Source organism: Desulfovibrio sp. 86, assembly GCF_902702915.1.
Lineage (GTDB): Bacteria > Desulfobacterota > Desulfovibrionia > Desulfovibrionales > Desulfovibrionaceae > Desulfovibrio.
This window is the reverse complement of sequence record NZ_LR738849.1, coordinates 25,678-46,241: the sequence shown is the minus strand read 5'-3', so window position 1 is coordinate 46,241 and position 20,564 is coordinate 25,678. Positions and strand designations below refer to the sequence as shown.

Below are 20,564 nucleotides of genomic sequence, written 5' to 3'. Positions count from 1 at the left end.
TTAAGGGCGCACAGAAAAAGCCGGAAGCCCCGTGAGGCCTCCGGCTTTTTGCAGTACGTGCGATGGGGGCAGGCTGCTAGACGCCCTGTGCCACCATAGCATCAGCCACCTTGCAGAAGCCCGCGATGTTCGCGCCAACAACAAGGTTGCCGGGCACGCCGAATTCCGCTGCCGTTTCAGCGGCGCTCATGTAGATATTATTCATGATTTGGCGGAGCTTGTTGTCCACCGCCTCAAAGGACCAGCTTTGCATGCTGGCATTCTGGGCCATTTCAAGCTGGCTGGTGGCAACACCGCCCGCATTGGCCGCCTTGGCGGGGCCGTAACAAATGCCGGCCTTAAGGAATGCATGCATGGCGTCCAGGGTGGAGGGCATGTTTGCGCCTTCAGCCACACACTGGCAGCCATTGGCGAGCAGAGCCTTGGCGTCTTCAAGGTTCAGCTCGTTCTGGGTCGCGCAGGGAAAGGCCGCAAAGCAGGGTACGGACCACACGGCATTGCGCCCTTCAGGGTAGCCGCTTGTCGGGGTGTACACGGCGGAAGGGACGATCTCCGCATAGCGGCTCAAGGACGCGCGCTCAACTTCTTTGACCTGCTTGAGCACGTCAACCTTGATCCCTTCAGGATCATGAATCATCCCGCGTGAATCAGACACGGTGACGGGCTTGGCGCCGACCTGATAGAGCTTTTCGCAGCAATAGATGGCCACATTGCCAGCGCCGGAAACCACGCATGTTCTGTCTTCAAGGCTTTTTCCTCTGGCGTCGAGCATGCTCTGCGCAAAGTAAACCGCCCCGTATCCCGTGGCTTCAGTACGCGCCAATGATCCGCCAAAAAGCAGATTCTTGCCCGTAAGCACACCTTCGTAACTGCAGGTAAGGCGCTTGTACTGACCGTAAAGATAGCCTATTTCGCGGCCGCCCACGCCCATGTCGCCAGCGGGCACGTCAATGGTAGCCCCGATATGCCGGAACAACTCACTCATAAAAGCCTGGCAGAAGCGCATAATTTCCATTTCAGATTTGCCCTTGGGGTCAAAATCCGCGCCGCCCTTGCCGCCGCCGATGGCGAGCCCTGTGAGCGAATTTTTGAAAACCTGCTCAAAACCCAAAAATTTCAAAATTCCCTGGTTCACGCTGGGGTGAAAACGCAGGCCACCTTTGTAGGGGCCAATGGCAGAGTTGTACTGAACACGAAAGCCTTTGTTAACCTGTACCTGACCGTTATCATCAACCCACTGCACTCTAAAAGAAATGGTGCGCTCAGGTTCGACAATGCGCTCCAGAATTTTATTGCGCTCATAATGAGGATTTTTGTCCAATACGGGCTGCAAACTATGCAACACTTCTTGTACAGCTTGAAGGAATACGGGTTCATAGGCATATCTGTCTTGAAGATTGCTTATAACACGTTGCACGTAGGACATCATCGTTCTCCTTGTGGGGGATGGGTCAGGATTACGCTATAAAAAACCACTCTGATTTTTTGGCGGGGAAATAGTTACTCCAACTTAACTGCGTCTGACAAGGTTTTTGGGTCTACAAAATGCGCACGAACACAAAATAGCTTTAGCGACGTCACGATTTAACAAGACAAATGCCGCAACATAAAATCGAGACGCCGCTGAAGCAATACGTGTTTAAGATATTAGCCAATTGCCTGGCGTGGGGCTTCCAGAGCCGAGTGTAAAATTTCATCCAGAGTTGGATGTGCGAACATGAAGGAGTGCAGGCGTTCCTCGCAATACTGGCCGATCAGCAACAGCTGGGCCACGGTCACAAGGTGGGAAACGCCGTGTCCCAATGCGGCGATTCCCACAATTGAGCCATTACGCCATAGGATTTTTACAAATCCGCAGGCATCTCCGCCTGCCTGAGCGATGGCATTGGACATCAACTGAGCGCGAGACACCATAACTTCGCCGCCTTCCGCCAGGGCCTGACGTTCCGTCATGCCCACCCGCATGATTTCAAGGCTGCCGTAAACGCATGAAGGCACAGGGCCGGATGCGTAAGAATCAGGGTCTTTCTCAAGAATATGCCGTGCGACGTAGTCGCCCTGATGTTCGGCGGCATGGGCCAGCAGGGTCTGCCCATTAACGTCGCCAATGGCATATACGGCGGGAGCGGCCATGAGATATTCGTTAACGCTCACAAAACCGCGCGAAGTTAATGTGCATCCGGCTTTTTCAGCGCAAAGACTGTCAGTATTGGGCGTCCGGCCCACAGCCACAAGGGCTTTTTCAGCCCGCAGCTCCCTGCCGTCTTCAAGGGTGAGCACTGCTTGACCGTCACGGGTGAGCAACGAGGATGCCTTGACCCCACAGATGCAGGTAATGCCCGTTTTACCGAGAAGCTTTTGCATCTCGGCGCCTATATCGGTATCTTCAGTGGGGGCAATGTGTGAAGCGGCTTCCACTATCGTTACCTTGCACCCCATGGCGTTGAAAAAATCGGCCATTTCCAGGCCAATGGCTCCTGCGCCAACGACAATAAGGCTTTCAGGCACTGCGGGTATGGCAAGCATGTCCGTGCTGTCCAGCACGGAGTCATGATCGGGGCTAAGCCCGGGAAAAGCCGCAGAGCGCGAACCCGTGGCCAGAATAATATGACGGGCCTCAAGGGTAGCGCTGACAGCGCCGTCTGCGTCAAGAATTTCCACAAGGTGTGGGCCAGCGCAGCGGCCACGTCCATTGAACAAAACCGCTCCAGCCTGCTCAAGCCCCTTGGCCAAAGTCTGAGCGGAACCTCGCGTAAACCGCTGAATACGCTTTTGCAATGCGTCGTAATCTATATCAATGGCGCCTTTGGCCACACGCTGGCGCTCGAGGCCGCGCAGCAGCCCTTTGGGGGCGGTAGCGCCCAGCAACATCTTTGTGGGTATGCAGCCGCAGTTCAGGCACACGCCGCCCCAGTGGGCACTTTCAACAAGGGCGACGCTTGCGCCGCCATGGGCCAGAACGTGGGCGGCTTTTGCCCCACCAGGGCCGCCGCCAATAATGACTACATCAAACGTGTTCATATTTTTTCTCCGCCATGCTTTCTGTGTTGTTCAGGATTACAGTGAATCTGACCCGCAACCGTGTGCAGCCGAAAAAATCTATACCATCGGCGGGGTATAGGTCCAATGCAAAGATGCCGCCGTATGCGCCAGAAGACTCAAGCAAGCGCCGAGTTTCAACGGCGAAAGCCGTTTTTGCATCTGGACGCGACAACCAGTACAATATAGTTTACAAAAAAAGCCGACATTTTAGTGCAACCCCACCGTAACATCCCTACATGAAAAATAAACGTCGACTGCGTATTTCCCTGATAATAACCCTGTCTGTGGCAGTGGTATTTCTGCTGGCGGCCTTTGCCTGGCGGCACTTTACCCCTGCGGCCGCCAATGCAGGGCCGCGCGCGGGCACGGTGCTTGTTGCCGGCGGACTTGTTGGCGACGATTACGCCCCAGACCGTCCCATAACGACAACGTTTGACAGGGTTGACCAGCTTGAGCCCGCTCCGCAGCATCAGCCCAACAGGCAGGTTCCGCCGCGTCCTTCCGTCCAACGATCTGCCCAGACAGAGATAGAAAGCCCCACGCCGCCGCTTGAAGAAGATGCAGCAGCGGGTGACGCGCTTGCTGCCACGCAGGATGAACGCAGTGCTTCTCTCGCGGATGTGGGCGCGGATACGGATAAAACTGCCCTTGGGGATGCCGCGTCAGGTGAGGAAGCTCCGTCAGACGTTAGGGGCGAGGCGTCCGCACTTGCCCCGGATGCGGCGTCAAAGCCGCCTGCCGAACCTGCAGACATAAAGCCCGGCACGTCCGGCGCCAAGGTGCAGCTTTTTGGCACAGTGGAGTTTAAACGGCCGTTGTCTTCCTTGCCAAACTGGCTTGACCTGCTTAAACGCAATGCAAAAGACCCCATTTTTATTCCAGGCAAATATTTTAAAAAAAATGTCACCTGGGACAGCTTTAAGGAAAAAGCGCAAGGCAAGAGTCCCATGGAGCTTCTGCGCTATGTCAACGCATTCTGGAATACCTGGCCCTACAAGGAAGATATCGTTAACTGGGGCGTTGAGGATTACTGGGCCATACCGGCAGAGTTTCTGAAAAAATCCGGCGATTGTGAAGATTACGCAATAGTCAAATATTTCACGCTTAAAGAGCTGGGCATACCGCGCGAAAACATGCGCATCGTGGTCGTTCGCGATACCGTGCGAAACCTGGCGCACGCCGTTCTGGCTGTATATATGGACGGCGACGCCTATATACTTGATAATCTCAGTAATGCCGTTTTGTCCCACAGCCGGATCAGGCAATACAGTCCGCAATATTCGGTGAATGAAGTGGGCCGCTGGGCGCACCTTAAAGGTCGCAAAGTAAAGTAGGTAACATTATGAAGATGCAGGAAATGGACGCCCAAAGCGTGGCCAGCAAGTACCGCCTGAAAAAAGCCGTAATTGCAGCGGTCAGTCTGGCGCTTTTCACCGTGGCCGCCGCTGTGGCGTATGTGTTGTGCACGCTTCAGATCAGAAATGTCACGCAGGAAATCCTGAATAATCAGCGCGACATGGAGCAGGTCTGGATGGACAAGTCCCTTGAGGCCATCCATTCATGGCACAATGGCCTTGCAGAACAGTCGCGTTTTATCAGTTCGGCTGAAATGTTCCGGCTTTTCGCTGTCGATGTATCAAACCTCGGGCCTGACGGCGCCACAAGGCTGACGGCTCCCGATGCGGAATCAAGCAGTGACGAGGCCCTGCACTCGCTGGCCGAGCAACTGCCCTATATGCAAGACCTTCTGCGTGATTTTGTCCGCAGCAGGCAATGGACGGCAGCCCGTATTGTCATGCCCAATGGCCAACCCCTGGTTGCGCAGGAGCATGATAATCCCTTAACGGAAATGCAGGCGGAACTGGTACGCGAAGCGGTGACCGACAAGGTTCTGTCCTTCGGGCCTGTGCGCGCTCTTGGGCAGAATCTTGTCATCGACATGGTTGATCCGCTCTACGAAGTCCTGGGGCAGGGCAGCACCAAACCTGTTGCGGCTCTGCTGGCCACAATTCCCGTGGACAGGACTCTGGTGTCCTTTCTGTCGTTGAGCCAGGAGCAGCATCGGGAAATCCGTCCCTGCATTGTGCAGAGTGAAGGCAACGCCATACAGGCCATCAGCCTGCGTGGCGGCAAGGCAGAGCTGCTCCCGACAACGGCGCAAATGGATAAAAGCAGCCTCACGTTCAAGCGCAGACCGGGTATTGGGGAACAGGGCGAAGTGTACTCCCTGGGCAGTTATGTCAGCGGGCTCGACTGGTGGGTCGTTCTGGAAGTTCCTGCCAGTGAAGTTGACGCGGTGCTGAAGAATCAGGCCCATCAGATTTACGGGCTCGGCATTCTCGGCAGCCTGGGCACAGCCCTGCTGTTTGCCTTTGTGTGGGCCAGCATAGCTGGGCGCGCCTATCGTACAACCGCCAATCATTTTCTGCGCCTCTACCTCCTCATACGCCAGCAAAAGCTTATGCTGGACAGCGTAAACGCCTCACTCCAGGCGGGCCTGCTGATGATCAACAGCCAGGGGCAGGTACAGATGTGCAATCCTGCCTTTAACGCCATCGTCGGAAAGACTGAACAAGATATCGCTGGCTGCGGCGTTGCTGACCTGCTGCCGCCTGACGCAGCCGCAACCTTGCTGGAAGGCATGACTACGGTGGCGGCCAACAAGACCGAAGGCAGTATAGAGATATCGCTCGATCAGCCGCAGGGATCCCGTTTGTACCGGGTAACGCTTTTTCCCTTTGAAGACAGGCTGCAGATGGAATCGCCTGTTTCAGGCGGATGCGTGGGCATTTTTCAGGACATCACGGAATTCCGGCGCAGGGCAGAGGCCGCCCGCGAGCGGCAGGCCAGCAGTACTGCAGCCTTGGTGCGCGCCATTGAAAGCGTGGATGTGAACCTTATTGGGCATTCGCAGAAAATGGAGCAGGTCGTGGACCTTCTGTGCACAACCATGGATCTTTCCAATGAAAATAAAGATACACTGCGCCTCGCGGCCCGCCTTTCTCAGGTAGGCAAGATTTTTGTGCCTCACCAGCTGCTGACCAAGACGGGCAAGCTTACCCCGGAAGAGCAGAGCGAAGTCATGCGGGCGCCAGAATACGCCTACAGGGTATTGCAGGATTTGCAGTTCGGCCTGCCAGTGCCCGATGCCGTTTACCAGATGGGAGAGCGGCTTGACGGCACCGGCCAGCCGCGTAAGCTGCGAGGCGACGACATCACGCCCAACGCGCGCATTCTGGCCGTGGTCAACGCTTTTTGCGCCATGGTCAGCCCGCGTTCCTACCGGGCGGGCATGGATCCGCAGGAGGCTATCACGTTGCTCAAGCGCGATCCGGGCTTTGACCAGGACGTTGTGGCAAAGCTGGCGGCCTTGTCCAATGACAGTTTGAAAAAAGCCATTTTCGCCGGGGCGGACGCCTCTTCAAACCCTGTTCACAGTGAGATGTAACGCGATTAGGGAAAGTCTCATATAATGTTGAGGCAAGATGCGCCGGAAGTCTTTTTGTGAGGCACCCGGCGCATCTTTTTATTGAGCGTTCCAATGTTCTTCATGCGTATTTTCACATCAAACTATGGTTACAATTTGCGGCTAGCTGCAGGCTGCGAAAAAGACTGAGTCGCTTTGGCGCAACGAGCCGGATCGGATGGGAAAAGAATTTTTTAAAATTATCCCCTGTAAGTTCTTGCTTATCATTGGCGTTTGTAGCAAGGTCATTTTCCCCCCTGTGACAGTGACCGAAATTGCCCGCCAGCATGGTTTCGTCAATCCATCGGATTGCCCGGTCTCCCCAAGGCTGTAGAAACCGAATTTCGCTCACCGCTCTTTGGTTGTGCCTTTGCGCCCAATAGAGCTTTCAATTGGCGCCTCCCCATTGCGGGTACATCAGTGTTGCGGTCGCCGCGTATTGCGGACCGGTCTTTCCGTGACGCTTTTTACCGAGGTTACAGATATGTGCAGAATAGGCTCTATCAAGAGCAAGACGCCAGTGCCCCCCTCAGTGGCGCTCAATCTCATGTTGCCACAACAGGAAGGACACGATAACTCCGGCTTCGCCATGGTCATGCAGGACCTTGAGGGCGTGTTCAGCCACTATAAGGATAAGCCTTTGCTTTCTTTGGCCTGTACTCCTCAGGGCGTGCAACTTGCCAACGATTTCATGGAAGAAAAAGGTTTTGTGCAGGTGGCCCAGTGGGTGCCGGAAGTGGACAAAAAGCCCGGTCTGAAGATTGAGGCCATGCCGCGCTACGTCTTTCGCAACTACGAGTATCCCGAGATCTACCGCTACCGTAGTCAGGCTGAACGTGAAGACCTCCTGCTTGACACGCGACTTGAGTTGCGCACCTTGCTTGAAAAAGACGGCAACGGCTTTGTGTATTCCTTCTGGCCCGACGTGCTGACACTGAAAGAAATCGGCGACCCGGCTGATATCGCCACATACTTTCGTCTCTGGAACGATGATGGCCGTCTCACCGCGCGAAACATCGTCACGCAGTGCAGACAGAACACCAACTACGCCATTGTGCGCTATGCGGCCCATCCTTTCTTCCTTCAGGGGTACACCCTCTGCGCCAACGGTGAAAACACCTTTTTCACCAAGAACAAAGAGTTTCAGAAAGCCCTGCACAGAGGCTATATAGGCTTTGAATCCGACTCGCAGAACTTTCTTTACACTTTGCACTATGTGCTGCACGAGCTTGAATGGCCCATCCGGTACTACAAGCATGTCATCACGCCCCTGCCTTTTGTGGAAGCCGAACAGCGCGCCGACAGCAAGGTGCTGGGTCTTATCCGCGAATCTCTTGCCCACCTTGAGATCAACGGGCCCAATACCATTATCGCCCTGCTGCCCGACGGCAAGATGATGACCTGCTGCGACTCCAAAAAGCTTCGCCCTGTGGTGGTCGGTCATGATAAGGATATGGTGGCCATAGCTTCAGAAGTGTGTGGCCTCAATGCCATTATGCCTAACCGTAATGTGGCGGAAGACATCTACCCCAACGAAAGGGAAATGGTGGTCATTGACAACGATCTGGCGGTGCAAAGATGGAATCAGTAAAAACTCAGGATGTCAGCGTCAACGATCTGCGCTGGAAGATAGACTACCGTCCGGAAATGTGCACCATGTGCGGTTCCTGCGTGGCCGCCTGTACATTCAATGCCATTGAAGTGACCATGATGCGCCGCAGCGTGACGCTTTCGCGCAAGGCATTTCCCGATCCTTCACAAGAGCATATGGCCCGGCCCGTCATTTCGCAGAAGCCCAGCATCGAACATGCCTGCGTTGGCTGCGGCATGTGCGAAAAAATATGCCCCAACAGCGCGATTCGCCCTGTACGCAATATTGATCAGCGTTTTCCCTTGCTGGCGCGCAGCCATGGGCCCATCAAGCGCGGCGGGCGCAGCAATCTTGCCATGCCCCGCACGCTTGATTCCATTGTTGTGGGCCGCATAAGCCAGATGACAGACCCCGCCCTGGATTCGGAGCGGCATACTTTTGACATACGTTCACCCCTGGGCCGCGTCATGCTGGCGCAGGAACTGCCCTTGCGCGTCGAGGGCTCAAGCCTTGTGCTTACCGATCGCACTCCTACGGTAAACTGGGTATACCCGGCCATATTCAGTGATATGAGCATTGGCGCGTTGTCCACCAGAGCCTGGGAAGCCATTGCCGTTGCCACGGCCTACCTGAACGAAAAATGCGGTATGCCCGTGCGGATGTGTTCTGGTGAAGGCGGCATGCCGAGCAAGTTGCTGGAATCTGAACAGCTGAAGTACATGATCCTGCAAATTGCCTCCGGCCACTTCGGTTGGAACCGCATTATCAGGGCCATGCCCCGCATGAAAACAGACCCGGCGGGCGTGCTCATCAAGATAGGCCAGGGAGCCAAACCGGGCGACGGCGGCCTGCTGCCCGCAGCCAAGGTTGCGCCGCATATTCAGGCCATCCGTGGCGTACCCAGGGCCACCCTGCATTCGCCGCCGAACCATCAGGGCCTGTATTCCATTGAAGAGTCGGTGCAGAAAATGCACCTTTCGCTCAATGCGGCTTTTGGTTTTCGTGTACCAGTGGCCATCAAGTGCGCAGCCTCGGCCACGTCTGTTTCCGTTTACAACAACCTGCTGCGCGATCCCTACAAGATTTGCGGCGGTTTTTTCATCGACGGCATTCAGGGCGGCACGGGCGCTGCCAACGAGGTGTCGCTGGAGCATACGGGCCATCCCATCGTCTCCAAGCTGCGCGACTGCTACCAGGCAGCCGTGGCTCAGGGGCTGCAGGGGCAGATTCCTTTGTGGGCGGGCGGCGGCATCGGCCTTTCAGGCAACGCCGCAGCCGACGCTTTCAAGATGATCTGTCTCGGAGCCAATGGCGTTATTATCGGCAAAATACTCATTCAGCTGCTCGGCTGCGTTGGCAACGAGCAGGGGCGTTGCAACGCCTGCAATACTGGCAAGTGTCCCACGGGCATCTGCACCCAGGATCCGCGTCTGGTCAAACGTCTTGACGTGGACAGGGGCGCGCAAAATATTGTGGACTACATGCTGGCCTTTGACGCCGAGCTGCGTAAGCTGCTGGCCCCTGTGGGCAACAGCTCCATGCCGGTCGGACGTTCAGATGCGCTGGTAGCCACAGACAGATCCGTGGCCGACAAACTGGGCATTCAGTATGCCTGCTAGCACTTTGCATGAGGATGACAGTATGTTGCGCGTAACTACACTGCAAAATCACGAGAGGATGTCCACCCAGGATCTTCTGTTGGCCATTGAGGCCGCAGTGGAAAAGGGCGAGACGAATTTTTATATCGAGGCATCGGGGCAGCACGATATTGGCGGGCCCCTGTGGAACAAGGACGGCAAAAAGCTCACGTTCACCGTGAACAATCCCGGCCAGCGGGTTGGCTCCATGTGCCTGCCCGACACTGAAGTTCTGGTTGAAGGTTCCGCCCCCGCTGATGTGGGCTGGCTCAACGCGGGCGGCCGCATTACTGTGCGCGGAGACGCCGGCGACACGGCGGCGCACTGTGCCGCAGCGGGTGTAGTGTATATAGGCGGGCGTGCGGGCACGCGTTCCGGCTCGCTCATGAAGCATGACCCAGTATATTCGGCCCCCGAATTGTGGGTTCTCAAGAGCGTGGGCAGCTTTTCCTTCGAATTTATGGGCGGCGGCAAAGCTGTGGTTTGCGGCTATGAAAGCCAGACCATGCCCTCCATTCTGGGTGAGCGCCCGTGCGTTGGCATGGTGGGCGGCGTTGTGTATTTTCGCGGCCCGGTGGGGCATCTGCCTCACGAAGTGTGCGTCAGCGCCATTGATGACGCTGACATTGCCTGGCTTGAAGCCGGACTGGACGACTTTCTGACCGCCATCGACAAGCCCCGGCTGCGCAAGGAACTCTCCATCTGGAAGCATTGGAAAAAAATAACCCCCCTGCCTTTTGAAGAGCGCGATCATGAAGGAATGCCCGGCATAGGGCAGTTCCGCGCAAAAGAATGGATTGCTGACGGTATCTTCAGCGATGTGGCGCCGGACGATTTTGCGGTCAATGGGCTCGTGGCGCGTGGCGACTATCGCCAGCGCGTGCCCCTGTGGGAAAACGCGCGTTACGCCGCTCCCTGCGAATTCAACTGCCCGGCCTCCATTCCCAGTCAGGTGCGTTTTAACCTGCTGCGCGAGGGCAGGGTGGACGAAGCCTATCGTCTGGTGCTGGATTATACGCCCTTTCCGGGTTCTGTCTGCGGCAGCGTGTGCCCCAACCCCTGCATGCAGAGTTGCACGCGCTCGCAGTTGGACAGCCCGGTGCAGATTGGCGCGCTCGGTTCCTGCTCGGCAGATATTAAAGTGCCCAAGGAAAAAAAGCGTACCGGCAAACATGTTGGCGTCATCGGCGGCGGCGTGGGTGGGCTTACAGCGGCATGGCAGCTGGCCCGCATGGGGCATGACGTCACCGTGTACGAGGCTGACGCCGTCATGGGCGGCAAGCTTGAACAGGTCATACCGCGTGCCCGACTGAACCATGATCTGCTGCAGAAAGAACTCAAGCGTATTGAAGACCTGGGCGTGCATTTTGTAAACAACTGCACTGTTGACGCCAAAAAATTTGCGGAACTTCGCAAAAAACACACCGCCCTTATTGTGGCCACGGGTGGCCATGTCCCCCGCATCTTCCCCTGGCCGGGACACGAAAAAATCGTGGCTGGCATCGATTTTCTCAAGGCCGTCAACAAGGGCAAGGCCCCCAGGGTGCCGGAAAACGTCATTGTTATCGGCTGTGGCAATGCGGGTATGGACGCGGCGGCAGGAGCCTATGCCTCCGGAGCCAAGTTGGTTACCTGTGTCGATGTGCAGAAGCCTGCCGCTTTTGCTCATGAAATTGAGCAGATTGAAGCTTTGGGCGGCAAGCTTGTGTGGCCGGTGCAAACCAAGGAAATCACGGACAAGGGCCTTATCACGCAGGAGGGCAGGCTTATTCCTGGTGAGATGGTCATTATCACCGTGGGCGAGTCGCCTGACCTTTCCTTCCTGCCCGAAGGACTTGAAAAATTCCGTGAATGGCTTGTGCCCAAGCCAGACCTGAGCGTTATGGATGGCGTCTTCGCCGTTGGCGACGTTATCAAGCCTGGTCTTCTGGTGCATGCCATTGGCACAGGACGTGAGGCGGCCCTTTCCGCTGACGCCTGGATGCGCGGCGAAAGCTATACGCCCACAGAAAAGCGCCTTGTTCCGTCAACCCGGCTGCACACGGCCTACTTTGCCAAATGTCATGACAAAGATCTGCCCAGCCCGCAGGACGAACACAACCGCTGCATCAGTTGCGGATCGTGCCGTGACTGCAAGATGTGCCTCAAATCCTGCCCGGAGAAAGCCATTGACCGCAAGCAGGATGAAAATGGTTTTGAATACGTGTCTGATCCTGCCCGGTGCATAGGCTGCGGCATCTGTGAAGGCATTTGCCCCTGCGGCATATGGACCATGTACCCCAACTGGGACATGAGCTAGGCGTAGGTACTCTGTCAAGGACGCGTGCCGCACTGCCGCAAAAGCGAATCAGCGCAACAGGCGCAGACAGTGTTGTTCGGCAAGACTATTTATAATAAATATCCCCCGGCATAGCCGGGGGTTTTTCATATGCGCCTGTAAGGCTCTCTTACCAGCTGCGCCCTAGCAGGCGCATGCACGATCTGACATTTGCATTTCTGTTACTTGCGGCCCGTAAACGGGCTTCCAGGGTATGGAAGGCTCAACTGATCACCGAGCTTATCCCTGTCCAGTTGTTTCTTTATATAGTCTTGAATTTTTGCAGTATTTTTACCCACGGTATCTACATAAAACCCACGACACCAAAACTCACGGCTGCGGTATTTAAACTTGAGATCGCCAAATTGCTCATAGAGCATTAAACTACTTTTACCTTTTAAGTACCCCATAAAACTCGACACACTTATTTTCGGGGGTATCTCAAGCAGCATGTGGATATGGTCAGGGCAGCATTCTGCTTCTAGTATTTTTACATCTTTCCACTCACACAGCTTACGCAAAATATCACCTACCGCTCGCCTTTTCTCTCCATAAAATACTTGTCTGCGATATTTGGGGGCAAAGACGATGTGATATTTACAGTTCCACTTTGTGTGAGCTAAACTTTTTGCGTCACCCATTGTGACCTCCTTTTGATTTGTTTCTTTTGCAGTTGCCAGACCGCAAGTTGTTGTAACAAATCAAAAGGAGTTTTGCTGACGTGCTTAAAGCTTTAAGCTTTACGGAACCCCCCGCCTAGCGGGGGGGTTTCTACATACAATAACCGCGCGCCGTGGATACCTGTCCCCGGCGCGCGGCTGTTTTGCATGCTTTTTCTTTCATCCAAAACTGTGTATACTAGGCCAGACTACCTTTGAGATGTTTCATGTTTCAAAGGTAAAATGCTCTAATACATACGCAGGTTATTGCAGGAGAGATCACTATGGACGTTTTAGAAGCCATTTTTACCCGTCGCAGCATCCGTGAATTTACCAATGAAGACGTCAGTGAAGCTGATCTGGAAACCCTTTTGCGCGCAGCCATGGCGGCCCCCAGCGCGCATAACCGCCAACCTTGGCATTTTGTGGTTGTGCGTGACAAAGCTTTGCTCGCAAAAATCGCCGAACTGCACCCCTATGCCAAGATGGCAGCCCATGCGCCTTTGGCCATAATCGTATGCGCCAACCCCGCTGAAGCCAAAGAAGCAGGTTTTTGGCAGCAGGACTGCACAGCCGCATTGGAAAACATGCTTCTGGCGGCGCGTGGAAAAAACCTGGGCACGGTATGGTGCGGCATGCACCCCATTGAAGACAGAGTGGAGCCCATCCGCCACTTGCTGAAAATCCCTGCGGACATCAATGTGATGGCCCTGGTCGTGGTGGGGCACCCTGCGCAGCCTTTCAGCAAAGTCGATCGCTACAAGGTGGAAAAAATTCACCATAATGGCTGGTAGGCACGGCGTCTTACTGTGCACAACGTTCTGACCAGAAAGCGGGCCGGGCTAAGGGAACGCTGATTTATTTCGTTTGGCGGCGTTGCTTCACTTTTTTTGAAACAGTCGAGGACGGAAGAGTCCACTCCTGCTTCAAAAAAAGATCGCGCCTTGCCAAACGAAACAACTGCGCGTTTCCAAAAGGCTCTTTAATCAGTGCTTCCCTATGAATGTATTTCTGGCCCGACCCGCTTTCTGGTATGGCGCATCACGACAGTCGCGGCATCAAGCCTGGTTGTTCGTACTGAACGACCGGCGCAGCGTGTGACACGGCATTATCTGGATTTTGCGCCCCTGTTTTTTACTGGCGCGCAGTCTTTCAGGCTGGCGCAGGCTCCGCCCGCAATGGCCCAAAGATACAGGCTGGCAACAGAGGCATGGGGCGAATAGCGCTTTTTATACTTTGCAAAAAGTTTGGGCGTAATCGTGCGGTGCCTGTACAGCATGCGCAGACCGCGCTGTATGGCCAGATCATCCCAGCTCAGGACGTCCGGGCGCTGCATTGAAAAAATCATCAGCATTTCTGCCGTCCAAATGCCAATGCCTTTCAGTTGCACAAGGCTTGCGCTTATTTCTGCATCCGTCATGGCTGGCAGAAGTGTCAGGTCAAGCCCGCCGTCCTTGACGGCGTCGGCAATGCTTTTGATATACAGGGCCTTGCGCATGGAAATACCGCAGGTCTGTATATCTTCCGCTCGCAGATTTTCAAAGTTTTCTGGAGTGATGGGGGCAAAGCGCTCCTGCATCCTGTTCCAGATGGTCACGTGGGCCTTTGTGGATATCTGCTGGCCGACAATGGCGTTTATAAGCGCCTTGAACAAATCGGGCTGCACCTCACGGTGAATATGCCCGATTTCATCCATGGCGGCAGACAGCGCAGGATCACGCGACCTGAGCCAATGCTTTTCTTTTTCGCCATATTCAAAATAACTTGTATTGCTCATGCGTTTTTTCAGTTCTGGCTGGCTGCCAGATTTTTTCATGGTCCAGCAGATACTGCTTTATGGCAAGCCCCCCCGCATACCCCGTCAGGCTTCCGTCCTGTCCGATGACACGATGGCAGGGCACAATAATGGCAACAGGATTGCGGTTGTTGGCCATCCCCACCGCGCGGCTTGCGCCTGGGTTGCCCACCATTAGCGCAATGTCTTTGTAACTACGGGTTTCGCCAGCAGGAATGGTCATCAGGGCCCGCCACACGGTGGCCTGAAATTCTGTGCCGCCCAGGTGCAAGGGGAGGTCGAATTCCTTGCGCTTGCCTTCAAAATATTCGCCAAGCTGCTCTGCGGCTTTTTTGATCATGGGAGTTTCCACCTGTTCAAAGCCTTCAGGTGGGGCCTCGGTGCTGAAAAACACCCCGCATATGCCACCGTCGTCCGCAGCTATGCCGATCTTGCCGATGGGGAAGGTGTAAAACGCCATGTTTTTCATCAAGCATCTCCATTTTTGTACAAAACACACGCGCATATTCTCGTCAGAACGCGTTTCCTCTATGGGTTCACGCCACTTGTGATTTTGATTGCACACGAAATCTATGCGGCGTCGTGCCTGCCTGTTTTTTAAAAAACGCATAAAATGCTGCCAAGCTGGCAAAACCAATGGCGGCAGCGACATCAATGATAGGCGTGTCTGTCGCGGCGAGCATTTTTTTGGCCTGCTGCTCGCGTATGCTGGCCAGATAACGCGTGGGGGGCATGCCATACTTTTGCCTGAATATGGCAGCCAGATGGCTTTGCGTAACGCCCAGCTTTTTCAGCTCAGCCATCAGCAGTGTGCGTTCGCCGTAGTGATCGTCCATAAGCTTTTTGGCCTGCGCGGCAAGGCCCGCCACAGGCGCTTGTCCGCAAAGTTCTGGTCGGCATCGCTTGCAGGGGCGAAATCCTGCGTGCACGGCTTCTTCTTCTGTCATAAAATACACGGCATTTTTTCGCCGAGGCGTTTTAGATCTGCATGAAGGGCGGCAGTATACGCCCACAGTTTTTACGCCATAGAAGAATTTTCCGTCATATGCGGAATCACAGTCAACCACTGCCTGCCACATGGTGTCGTCCGAAAACTCGGTCATGGGGAGCCTCGTTCGATTTTCCTGTCTGCTATAACACAGTGGCGGTTCAGGGTCTTACTCATTTTCAAGGTGCAATTCATACAGATGATGCCCAGGCTAAGACTATGCGGTTTTCAGCGCATACAGAGCAGAGTAATGTCGCGGAGCACGGGCAAGGACAGTGCGCCAGCATGCCGGCGCAGCGCGAAAGTGTCAGGCGAAAAAGCCTGAAACTGTCACTATTCATTATACATAAAAGAGTGTTATTGCTAGGGTCACATCAACATATACGAGGGACATTATGCAAGCAAGAATGAAAAAATATCCGCTGTCAGAGGAAAAAATACACGCATTGCTTACTGCCGAACCGGTGGCCAGATTGGCCAGCACAGGGGCGGATGGCTTTCCCTATATTACGCCCGTTCATTTTGTGTATTTGCGCGGGAAAATATTTATCCACGGTTTGGCCACGGGCGAAAAACTTGCCAACATCAAAAGAGACTCGCGCGTGGGCTTTGAGGTGGATCGAATGATCGGGCTTGTCCACCATGCACAAGAGGCGTGTGACACAAATACTGCCTATGAAAGCGTTATTATCAGGGGGCATGCGGCCATGATTGCCGATGCCGCCGCAAAGCGCGCCGTATTGGATGCTTTTGTGCGTAAATACGCACCGCAGCATGCAGGCGGTTCCTATCCTGATGCGATGATAAAAATGACTGGGGTCATTGAACTGTCAATACAATCCTGCACGGGAAAATACTATCCGGTGTAAGAGAGGCAAGCCTCCGTAAGGTAGACTGCGCTGAAAGAATGGATAACTGGCTGTATTTCATGAACCGATGTATTGTTTTGTCATAACATGGCCATGCCCTATGGTAATTTGACAAGGCGGTTTTGCGGCATATCGTATGAATAGGGGAAAGGCAAAATTAATGGTTTATTGTGAGCATACTCACAGAAAACCGGGAGGCCCACCTCTACGATAGATTCACTGGTGCTGCATACCATTGGGAATGTACATTCCAAACGCTCACGGCATTCCCCTTACAGCGCAGACGCGGCGTTTACGTCTTCGCGGCGAGCGCCGGCTCACGCAACCGCCAGTGCTGTTTTATAGTGTAACCATCCTACTGCAAATCCGCTAAAGCAGCCATGACCGGCAAAGGAAATGTCATGAAAATACTGCAGCTTGATTCCACCAGAGAGTTTTCGCCCAATGTCATGAAGCGTTTCTTTCTTGTGGAGGATTCCCCCAATTTCAAGATTATCAACTTCAACCTTGATGCTGGCGTCGTTTTTCCCGTGCATTCGCACGATCTGGACGGGGAACTGTCCATACAGATTCTTGAAGGCGAGGGGTTTTTTCTGGGAGCCGACGGCGTGAAGCTGCCAGCAAAAACTGGAGACATTCTTGTTTCTGAAATTCGTGAACCACACGGGGTTGAGGCCACAACACGCATGCGCTTGCTTGTGACCATTACCCCGCCCATCTAGGGCGATTTAGAGCCGATGGCCTTTGAAGCGACACAACGTCAAAGGTTACACGCGCCCCTTACGGTGAGCCCCCGTGCGGTTAAACCGCGCTAGGTCTCCATGGGCGTAGCCTGCACACATAACGCAGCGGCCAGGGCAGCTACAACATACAAGTGCTCTGGCGCGCTGCCGCTTCAAACGTCAACACCATGAAAATGCTGCACAAACAAGTCGAGGTAGCCATGTTGCTTACCAAGGATACGAGTATCTATACCCTCACCAAGGAATATCCTTTTCTCATAGACTCTCTGGCAAACCACAACAAGAGTTTTGAAAAACTCAAAAATCCTCTTTTGCGGCAGACAGTGGGCAGGGTTGCCTCTGTTGAAAAAGCGGCCGGCATGGGTGATGAGAGTGTTCTTTCACTGCTGTTGTTCATCGCTGGCGAAATCATGACCACTACCGGCGAATCGGTTGAAATTGCGCCTCCCGACGCCAAGGGCGTGCAGGGGAATGACACGAAGGCGTCGCAGGATCAACGCCTGGCCGCGCTCAAGGAAATAATCAAGGATCTTCATGACGGCGTGGAGTTCAGCCAGTTGCAGGACAAATTCAATAAAACAGTGGGTGATATCACTCCGCAGGAAATTGCCGCTCTGGAGCAGACCCTTGTGAACGAGGGCTTGCCCGAGACGGAAATAAAAAGGATGTGCCATCTGCATGCGGCCCTGTTCCAGAATGCGCTGGAAGGGCAGCAGATGCCGCAGGTTCCACCGGGGCACCCTGTGCACACCTATTTGAAGGAAAATGCTCAGGCAAAAAAGCTTATTGCCGAAATCGGGGAAGCCCTGGGCCCATCCAGGACGCCAACCGACGCCCACTGGCCTTTTGTGCTTAAGCGCCTCAGTTCTCTTGTTCAGGAGCTTGCAGGCATCCAGACCCACTACGTCCGTAAGGAGAATCAGCTCTTCCCCCTGCTTGAAAAGCATGATGTGAGCGCTCCTGGCAAGGTCATGTGGGAAGTGCACGATGACATCCGAGGCAAGTTCCGCCGGGCGCAGGAACTTCTGGCTGACGACAACAGGGTGGAAGGATCTGCGGCTGTGCAGGACCTCATTGATGAAGTTGCTGAAATGGTTAGCAAAGAAGAAAATATTCTTTTGCCCATGTGCCTTCAGTTGCTTACCGAGGAGGACTGGAGCCGCTGCCGCCTGGGTGACGATGAAATCGGCTATTCTTTCGGCGTAACGCCCGAAGGGGAATGGAGCGCGGCTGCTGTCAGCCTTGCCGTAGGCACGGGCCAGTCAGGACTTGTCGATCTTTCCACAGGGCAACTGCCGCGAGAAGTTGTGGACGCCATTCTTTGCAATTTGCCCGTGGATGTGAGCTTTGTGGGCCCGGATGACAGGGTGGCCTACTATTCTGACAGCGCGCACCGTATTTTTCCCAGAAGCGCCGCCGTTATCGGCCGTGAGGTGAAAAACTGCCATCCCCCAAAATCAGTGCACATGGTCACTGAAATTCTGGAAGCCTTTAAAAGGGGAGAGCGTGACAAGGCCGAGTTCTGGCTGGAACTTGGCGGCAAATTTATCCATATTGAGTATCTTGCGCTCAGAAACAAGCAGGGAGCCTATCTGGGCTGCCTTGAAGTGGGGCAAGACGCCACGCACCTGCGCTCCCTGACTGGCCAGAGGCGACTGCTTGAATGGGAATGACGCCAGGGCGTGACATGTGAACGTCTGTACGGGCAGGAGGGTAACTTCCTGCCTTTTTTACGTATGTGTCACCATGGGGAGTCTTGTACGTCAGGATGTGAATGACCGCTTCCCCCAGAACAGGCTCCGCACCCAATGGTGAAAAGACTAGCGTAAACCTCGGTTCTGTGCCATATTCTGAGCGGTTTGAAAAACAGGAACAAGACGCGCACAACGTCCGTTTGCTTGCGGAAGGGAATATATGGAAAAACAGCTGCGAAAGGTCAAAGACAGGTGTTTCCTGTGCGCCTTGGTCGTTTTTTTTCTGGAATGTTGGGTTATTATAAAACTGCATGGCTATCTGAGCGCCCTCGGCTTTGAAAATCGCTCAACACAAATGCTGCTTATAGATTCTATGCTGTATTTTCTTCTCTTTTTTGCAGTGGTGAGCGTGAAGCCCGTTTCCGGCTACTTTTACTCACTGTATTCAAAAAAGCTGCAAAAAAAGACGGAAGCAACGGAATCTGCTGCTCACAGCGGCTAGCGCCATTCAGGAAAAATGGCTCAAGCTACTCGCCTGTAGCCACGCCTGAAGGAAGAATCCTGTTCATCGGCGCTGCTGTGCGGCGTGGCAGGCATCTGCAACCCTTGCTGTACGACGCGTAAAAGCACGATGCCAAGAATTGTGGTCTGAAAATTTGCATGTTTGCCAGTAAAAAACGGCCCCGCAGGAACTTCTTTCCAGCGGGGCCGTTTTGCTTGGTCTAGAGCAGATCAACTTTGAAATGTTTCACATTTCAAAATTTTCATTCAGCCGAAAATGCGATTTTCGGCTGAATCCACGCCACGTTGTGGCGCGCTGCACTCTCGTGCAACGTTAGAGCATTTACACTTTTTCAAAGTTAAAATGCTCTAGGCATGAGACGGAGATGCTACGTCTGCAAAAGTTCAGGCCTGTACCGCAGGTTGTGACGGATGGGAATCATTGGCTCCGTCCTTTCGTATCCATTCCTCAAGGTGGCTGGCAATGTGCTGGCAGACGGCCGCATGTTCTTCCTTGCCTTGCCCCTGCACATACAGCGGTTTAGCGAAGCAATACCGCACGGGCATGCCAGGGCGCATTGGGCCCAGTTCCTTGATCTTGCGCCCTTGGCCCCAGGCGTCAGTCTTCAGCGCGAGGGGAATCACGGGCACCCCCGCCTTGCGCGCCAGTTTGACGCCAATGGAATTGAAGTGCCCCTGATCAAAAATCAGCGACCGCGTACTCTGCGGAAAAACAATAATAGATATTCCTTTTTTCAGGCGTTCAAGGCCGCCCTCAAGCACTGCCGTCAAATCTTCGCGCGGATTGGTGCGCCCGACAACAATGGGGTCGCGTGAACACATGACAGGGCCAAAGAAGGGCATGGTCGTCAAACTTTTTTTGACCACAAAGGTCACGGGACGCCTTGGGCGTATCATGCCGGGCAGCATGAAGGTTTCCAACGTGCTCATGTGGTTGGCCACAAAAAGGCAGGGCCCGTCCACTTCGTTGATGGCGTCCATGCCCTGCACTTCAATGGGGCAGCCAATGCTCTCCATCAGGTCAGAGACCCACACGCTGGCATGCACCCAGGCGCTGTCGTCGCACTGTCCCTTGGCGGCCTTGGAGCACAGCCAGCGCACCGGGCCGCCAAAAAGGCGGCTGTAAAAGCTGAGTGATGGAAAAAGCCGCGAAAAAAAGCCCGCGTGCGCGTTCTGGCTCGCATACTCATTGCCAGTAAGAAATTTTTGCGCAAAGACGCCTTCAACAAAAGGATGCATAC

Annotated in this window: 17 protein-coding genes and 1 pseudogene; 10 read left to right on the top strand and 8 right to left on the bottom strand. The window is 54.4% G+C overall.

Features of this window, described 5'->3' with window-relative positions; translation table 11 throughout:
• Positions 1–76: 76 nt before the first annotated feature.
• Positions 77–1,426: an NADP-specific glutamate dehydrogenase gene (gene gdhA, locus DESU86_RS00195; protein WP_179979211.1), complete on the bottom strand. Its 1,350-nt coding sequence runs from the start codon at positions 1,424–1,426 to the stop codon at positions 77–79.
• A 221-nt stretch (positions 1,427–1,647) separates the two neighbouring features.
• Positions 1,648–3,021, bottom strand: coding sequence for a dihydrolipoyl dehydrogenase family protein (locus tag DESU86_RS00190; RefSeq protein WP_179979210.1), 1,374 nt, complete (start codon positions 3,019–3,021; stop codon positions 1,648–1,650).
• Positions 3,022–3,278: 257 nt separating this feature from the next.
• Here DESU86_RS00190 and DESU86_RS00185 point away from each other — a divergent pair, with 257 nt between their 5' ends.
• From DESU86_RS00185 to DESU86_RS00165, 5 genes are all read left to right on the top strand, one after another.
• On the top strand, positions 3,279–4,376 hold the full coding sequence (locus tag DESU86_RS00185; RefSeq protein ID WP_179979209.1) for a transglutaminase-like cysteine peptidase: 1,098 nt from the start codon (positions 3,279–3,281) through the stop codon (positions 4,374–4,376).
• Positions 4,377–4,384: 8 nt separating this feature from the next.
• Positions 4,385–6,490 carry an HD domain-containing phosphohydrolase gene (locus DESU86_RS00180; RefSeq protein ID WP_179979208.1) on the top strand — a complete coding sequence of 702 codons (2,106 nt, stop codon included), beginning with the start codon at positions 4,385–4,387 and terminating at the stop codon, positions 6,488–6,490.
• 502 nt (positions 6,491–6,992) lie between these two features.
• On the top strand, positions 6,993–8,099 hold the full coding sequence (locus tag DESU86_RS00175; RefSeq protein ID WP_179979207.1) for a glutamate synthase: 1,107 nt from the start codon (positions 6,993–6,995) through the stop codon (positions 8,097–8,099).
• The gene (locus tag DESU86_RS00170) at positions 8,087–9,718 is read left to right on the top strand and encodes a glutamate synthase-related protein (RefSeq protein WP_179979206.1); all 1,632 of its coding nucleotides are present in this window, start codon (positions 8,087–8,089) and stop codon (positions 9,716–9,718) included. The genes DESU86_RS00175 and DESU86_RS00170 overlap by 13 nt, the downstream gene beginning before the upstream one ends.
• Before the next feature lie 22 nt (positions 9,719–9,740).
• Positions 9,741–12,035, top strand: a complete 2,295-nt coding sequence (locus DESU86_RS00165) for an FAD-dependent oxidoreductase (protein ID WP_179979205.1) — start codon at positions 9,741–9,743, stop codon at positions 12,033–12,035.
• A 200-nt stretch (positions 12,036–12,235) separates the two neighbouring features.
• On the opposite strand, the gene tnpA is transcribed toward DESU86_RS00165, so the two are convergent.
• A complete protein-coding gene (tnpA, locus tag DESU86_RS00160; RefSeq protein ID WP_179979204.1) occupies positions 12,236–12,694 on the bottom strand; it encodes an IS200/IS605 family transposase in 459 nt (152 codons plus the stop codon).
• A 302-nt stretch (positions 12,695–12,996) separates the two neighbouring features.
• Between tnpA and DESU86_RS00155 the strand changes: the two genes are divergently transcribed.
• Positions 12,997–13,506 (top strand): nitroreductase family protein, encoded by a 510-nt coding sequence (locus tag DESU86_RS00155; protein WP_179979203.1) that lies wholly within the window; start codon positions 12,997–12,999, stop codon positions 13,504–13,506.
• 314 nt (positions 13,507–13,820) lie between these two features.
• Here DESU86_RS00155 and DESU86_RS00150 read toward each other — a convergent pair whose 3' ends face one another.
• The 4 genes and pseudogenes from DESU86_RS00150 to DESU86_RS14420 all read right to left on the bottom strand — a co-directional run.
• On the bottom strand, positions 13,821–14,489 hold the full coding sequence (locus tag DESU86_RS00150; protein ID WP_179979202.1) for a DNA-3-methyladenine glycosylase family protein: 669 nt from the start codon (positions 14,487–14,489) through the stop codon (positions 13,821–13,823).
• The gene (locus DESU86_RS00145) at positions 14,467–14,976 is read right to left on the bottom strand and encodes a methylated-DNA--[protein]-cysteine S-methyltransferase (protein ID WP_269474296.1); all 510 of its coding nucleotides are present in this window, start codon (positions 14,974–14,976) and stop codon (positions 14,467–14,469) included. The genes DESU86_RS00150 and DESU86_RS00145 overlap by 23 nt, the downstream gene beginning before the upstream one ends.
• 67 nt (positions 14,977–15,043) lie before the next feature.
• Positions 15,044–15,343 carry a helix-turn-helix transcriptional regulator gene (locus tag DESU86_RS14425; RefSeq protein ID WP_232088386.1) on the bottom strand — a complete coding sequence of 100 codons (300 nt, stop codon included), beginning with the start codon at positions 15,341–15,343 and terminating at the stop codon, positions 15,044–15,046.
• A 63-nt stretch (positions 15,344–15,406) separates the two neighbouring features.
• Positions 15,407–15,586: pseudogene (locus tag DESU86_RS14420) on the bottom strand (Ada metal-binding domain-containing protein); the annotation flags it as partial.
• A 304-nt stretch (positions 15,587–15,890) separates the two neighbouring features.
• On the opposite strand from DESU86_RS14420, the gene DESU86_RS00135 reads away from it, so the two are divergent.
• The 4 genes from DESU86_RS00135 (at position 15,891) to DESU86_RS00120 (ending at position 19,303) form a co-directional block, all read left to right on the top strand.
• Entirely contained in the window at positions 15,891–16,364 is a 474-nt protein-coding gene (locus DESU86_RS00135; RefSeq protein WP_179979200.1) for a pyridoxamine 5'-phosphate oxidase family protein, read from the top strand.
• Between the two features lie 401 nt (positions 16,365–16,765).
• The gene (locus DESU86_RS00130; protein WP_179979199.1) at positions 16,766–17,086 is read left to right on the top strand and encodes a cupin domain-containing protein; all 321 of its coding nucleotides are present in this window, start codon (positions 16,766–16,768) and stop codon (positions 17,084–17,086) included.
• Between the two features lie 221 nt (positions 17,087–17,307).
• Positions 17,308–18,780, top strand: a complete 1,473-nt coding sequence (locus tag DESU86_RS00125) for a DUF438 domain-containing protein (RefSeq protein WP_179979198.1) — start codon at positions 17,308–17,310, stop codon at positions 18,778–18,780.
• A 241-nt stretch (positions 18,781–19,021) separates the two neighbouring features.
• On the top strand, positions 19,022–19,303 hold the full coding sequence (locus DESU86_RS00120; RefSeq protein WP_179979197.1) for a hypothetical protein: 282 nt from the start codon (positions 19,022–19,024) through the stop codon (positions 19,301–19,303).
• A 404-nt stretch (positions 19,304–19,707) separates the two neighbouring features.
• Here the strand turns inward: DESU86_RS00120 and DESU86_RS00115 are convergent, their stop codons facing one another.
• On the bottom strand, positions 19,708–20,562 hold the full coding sequence (locus tag DESU86_RS00115; protein ID WP_179979196.1) for a lysophospholipid acyltransferase family protein: 855 nt from the start codon (positions 20,560–20,562) through the stop codon (positions 19,708–19,710).
• Positions 20,563–20,564: the final 2 nt, after the last annotated feature.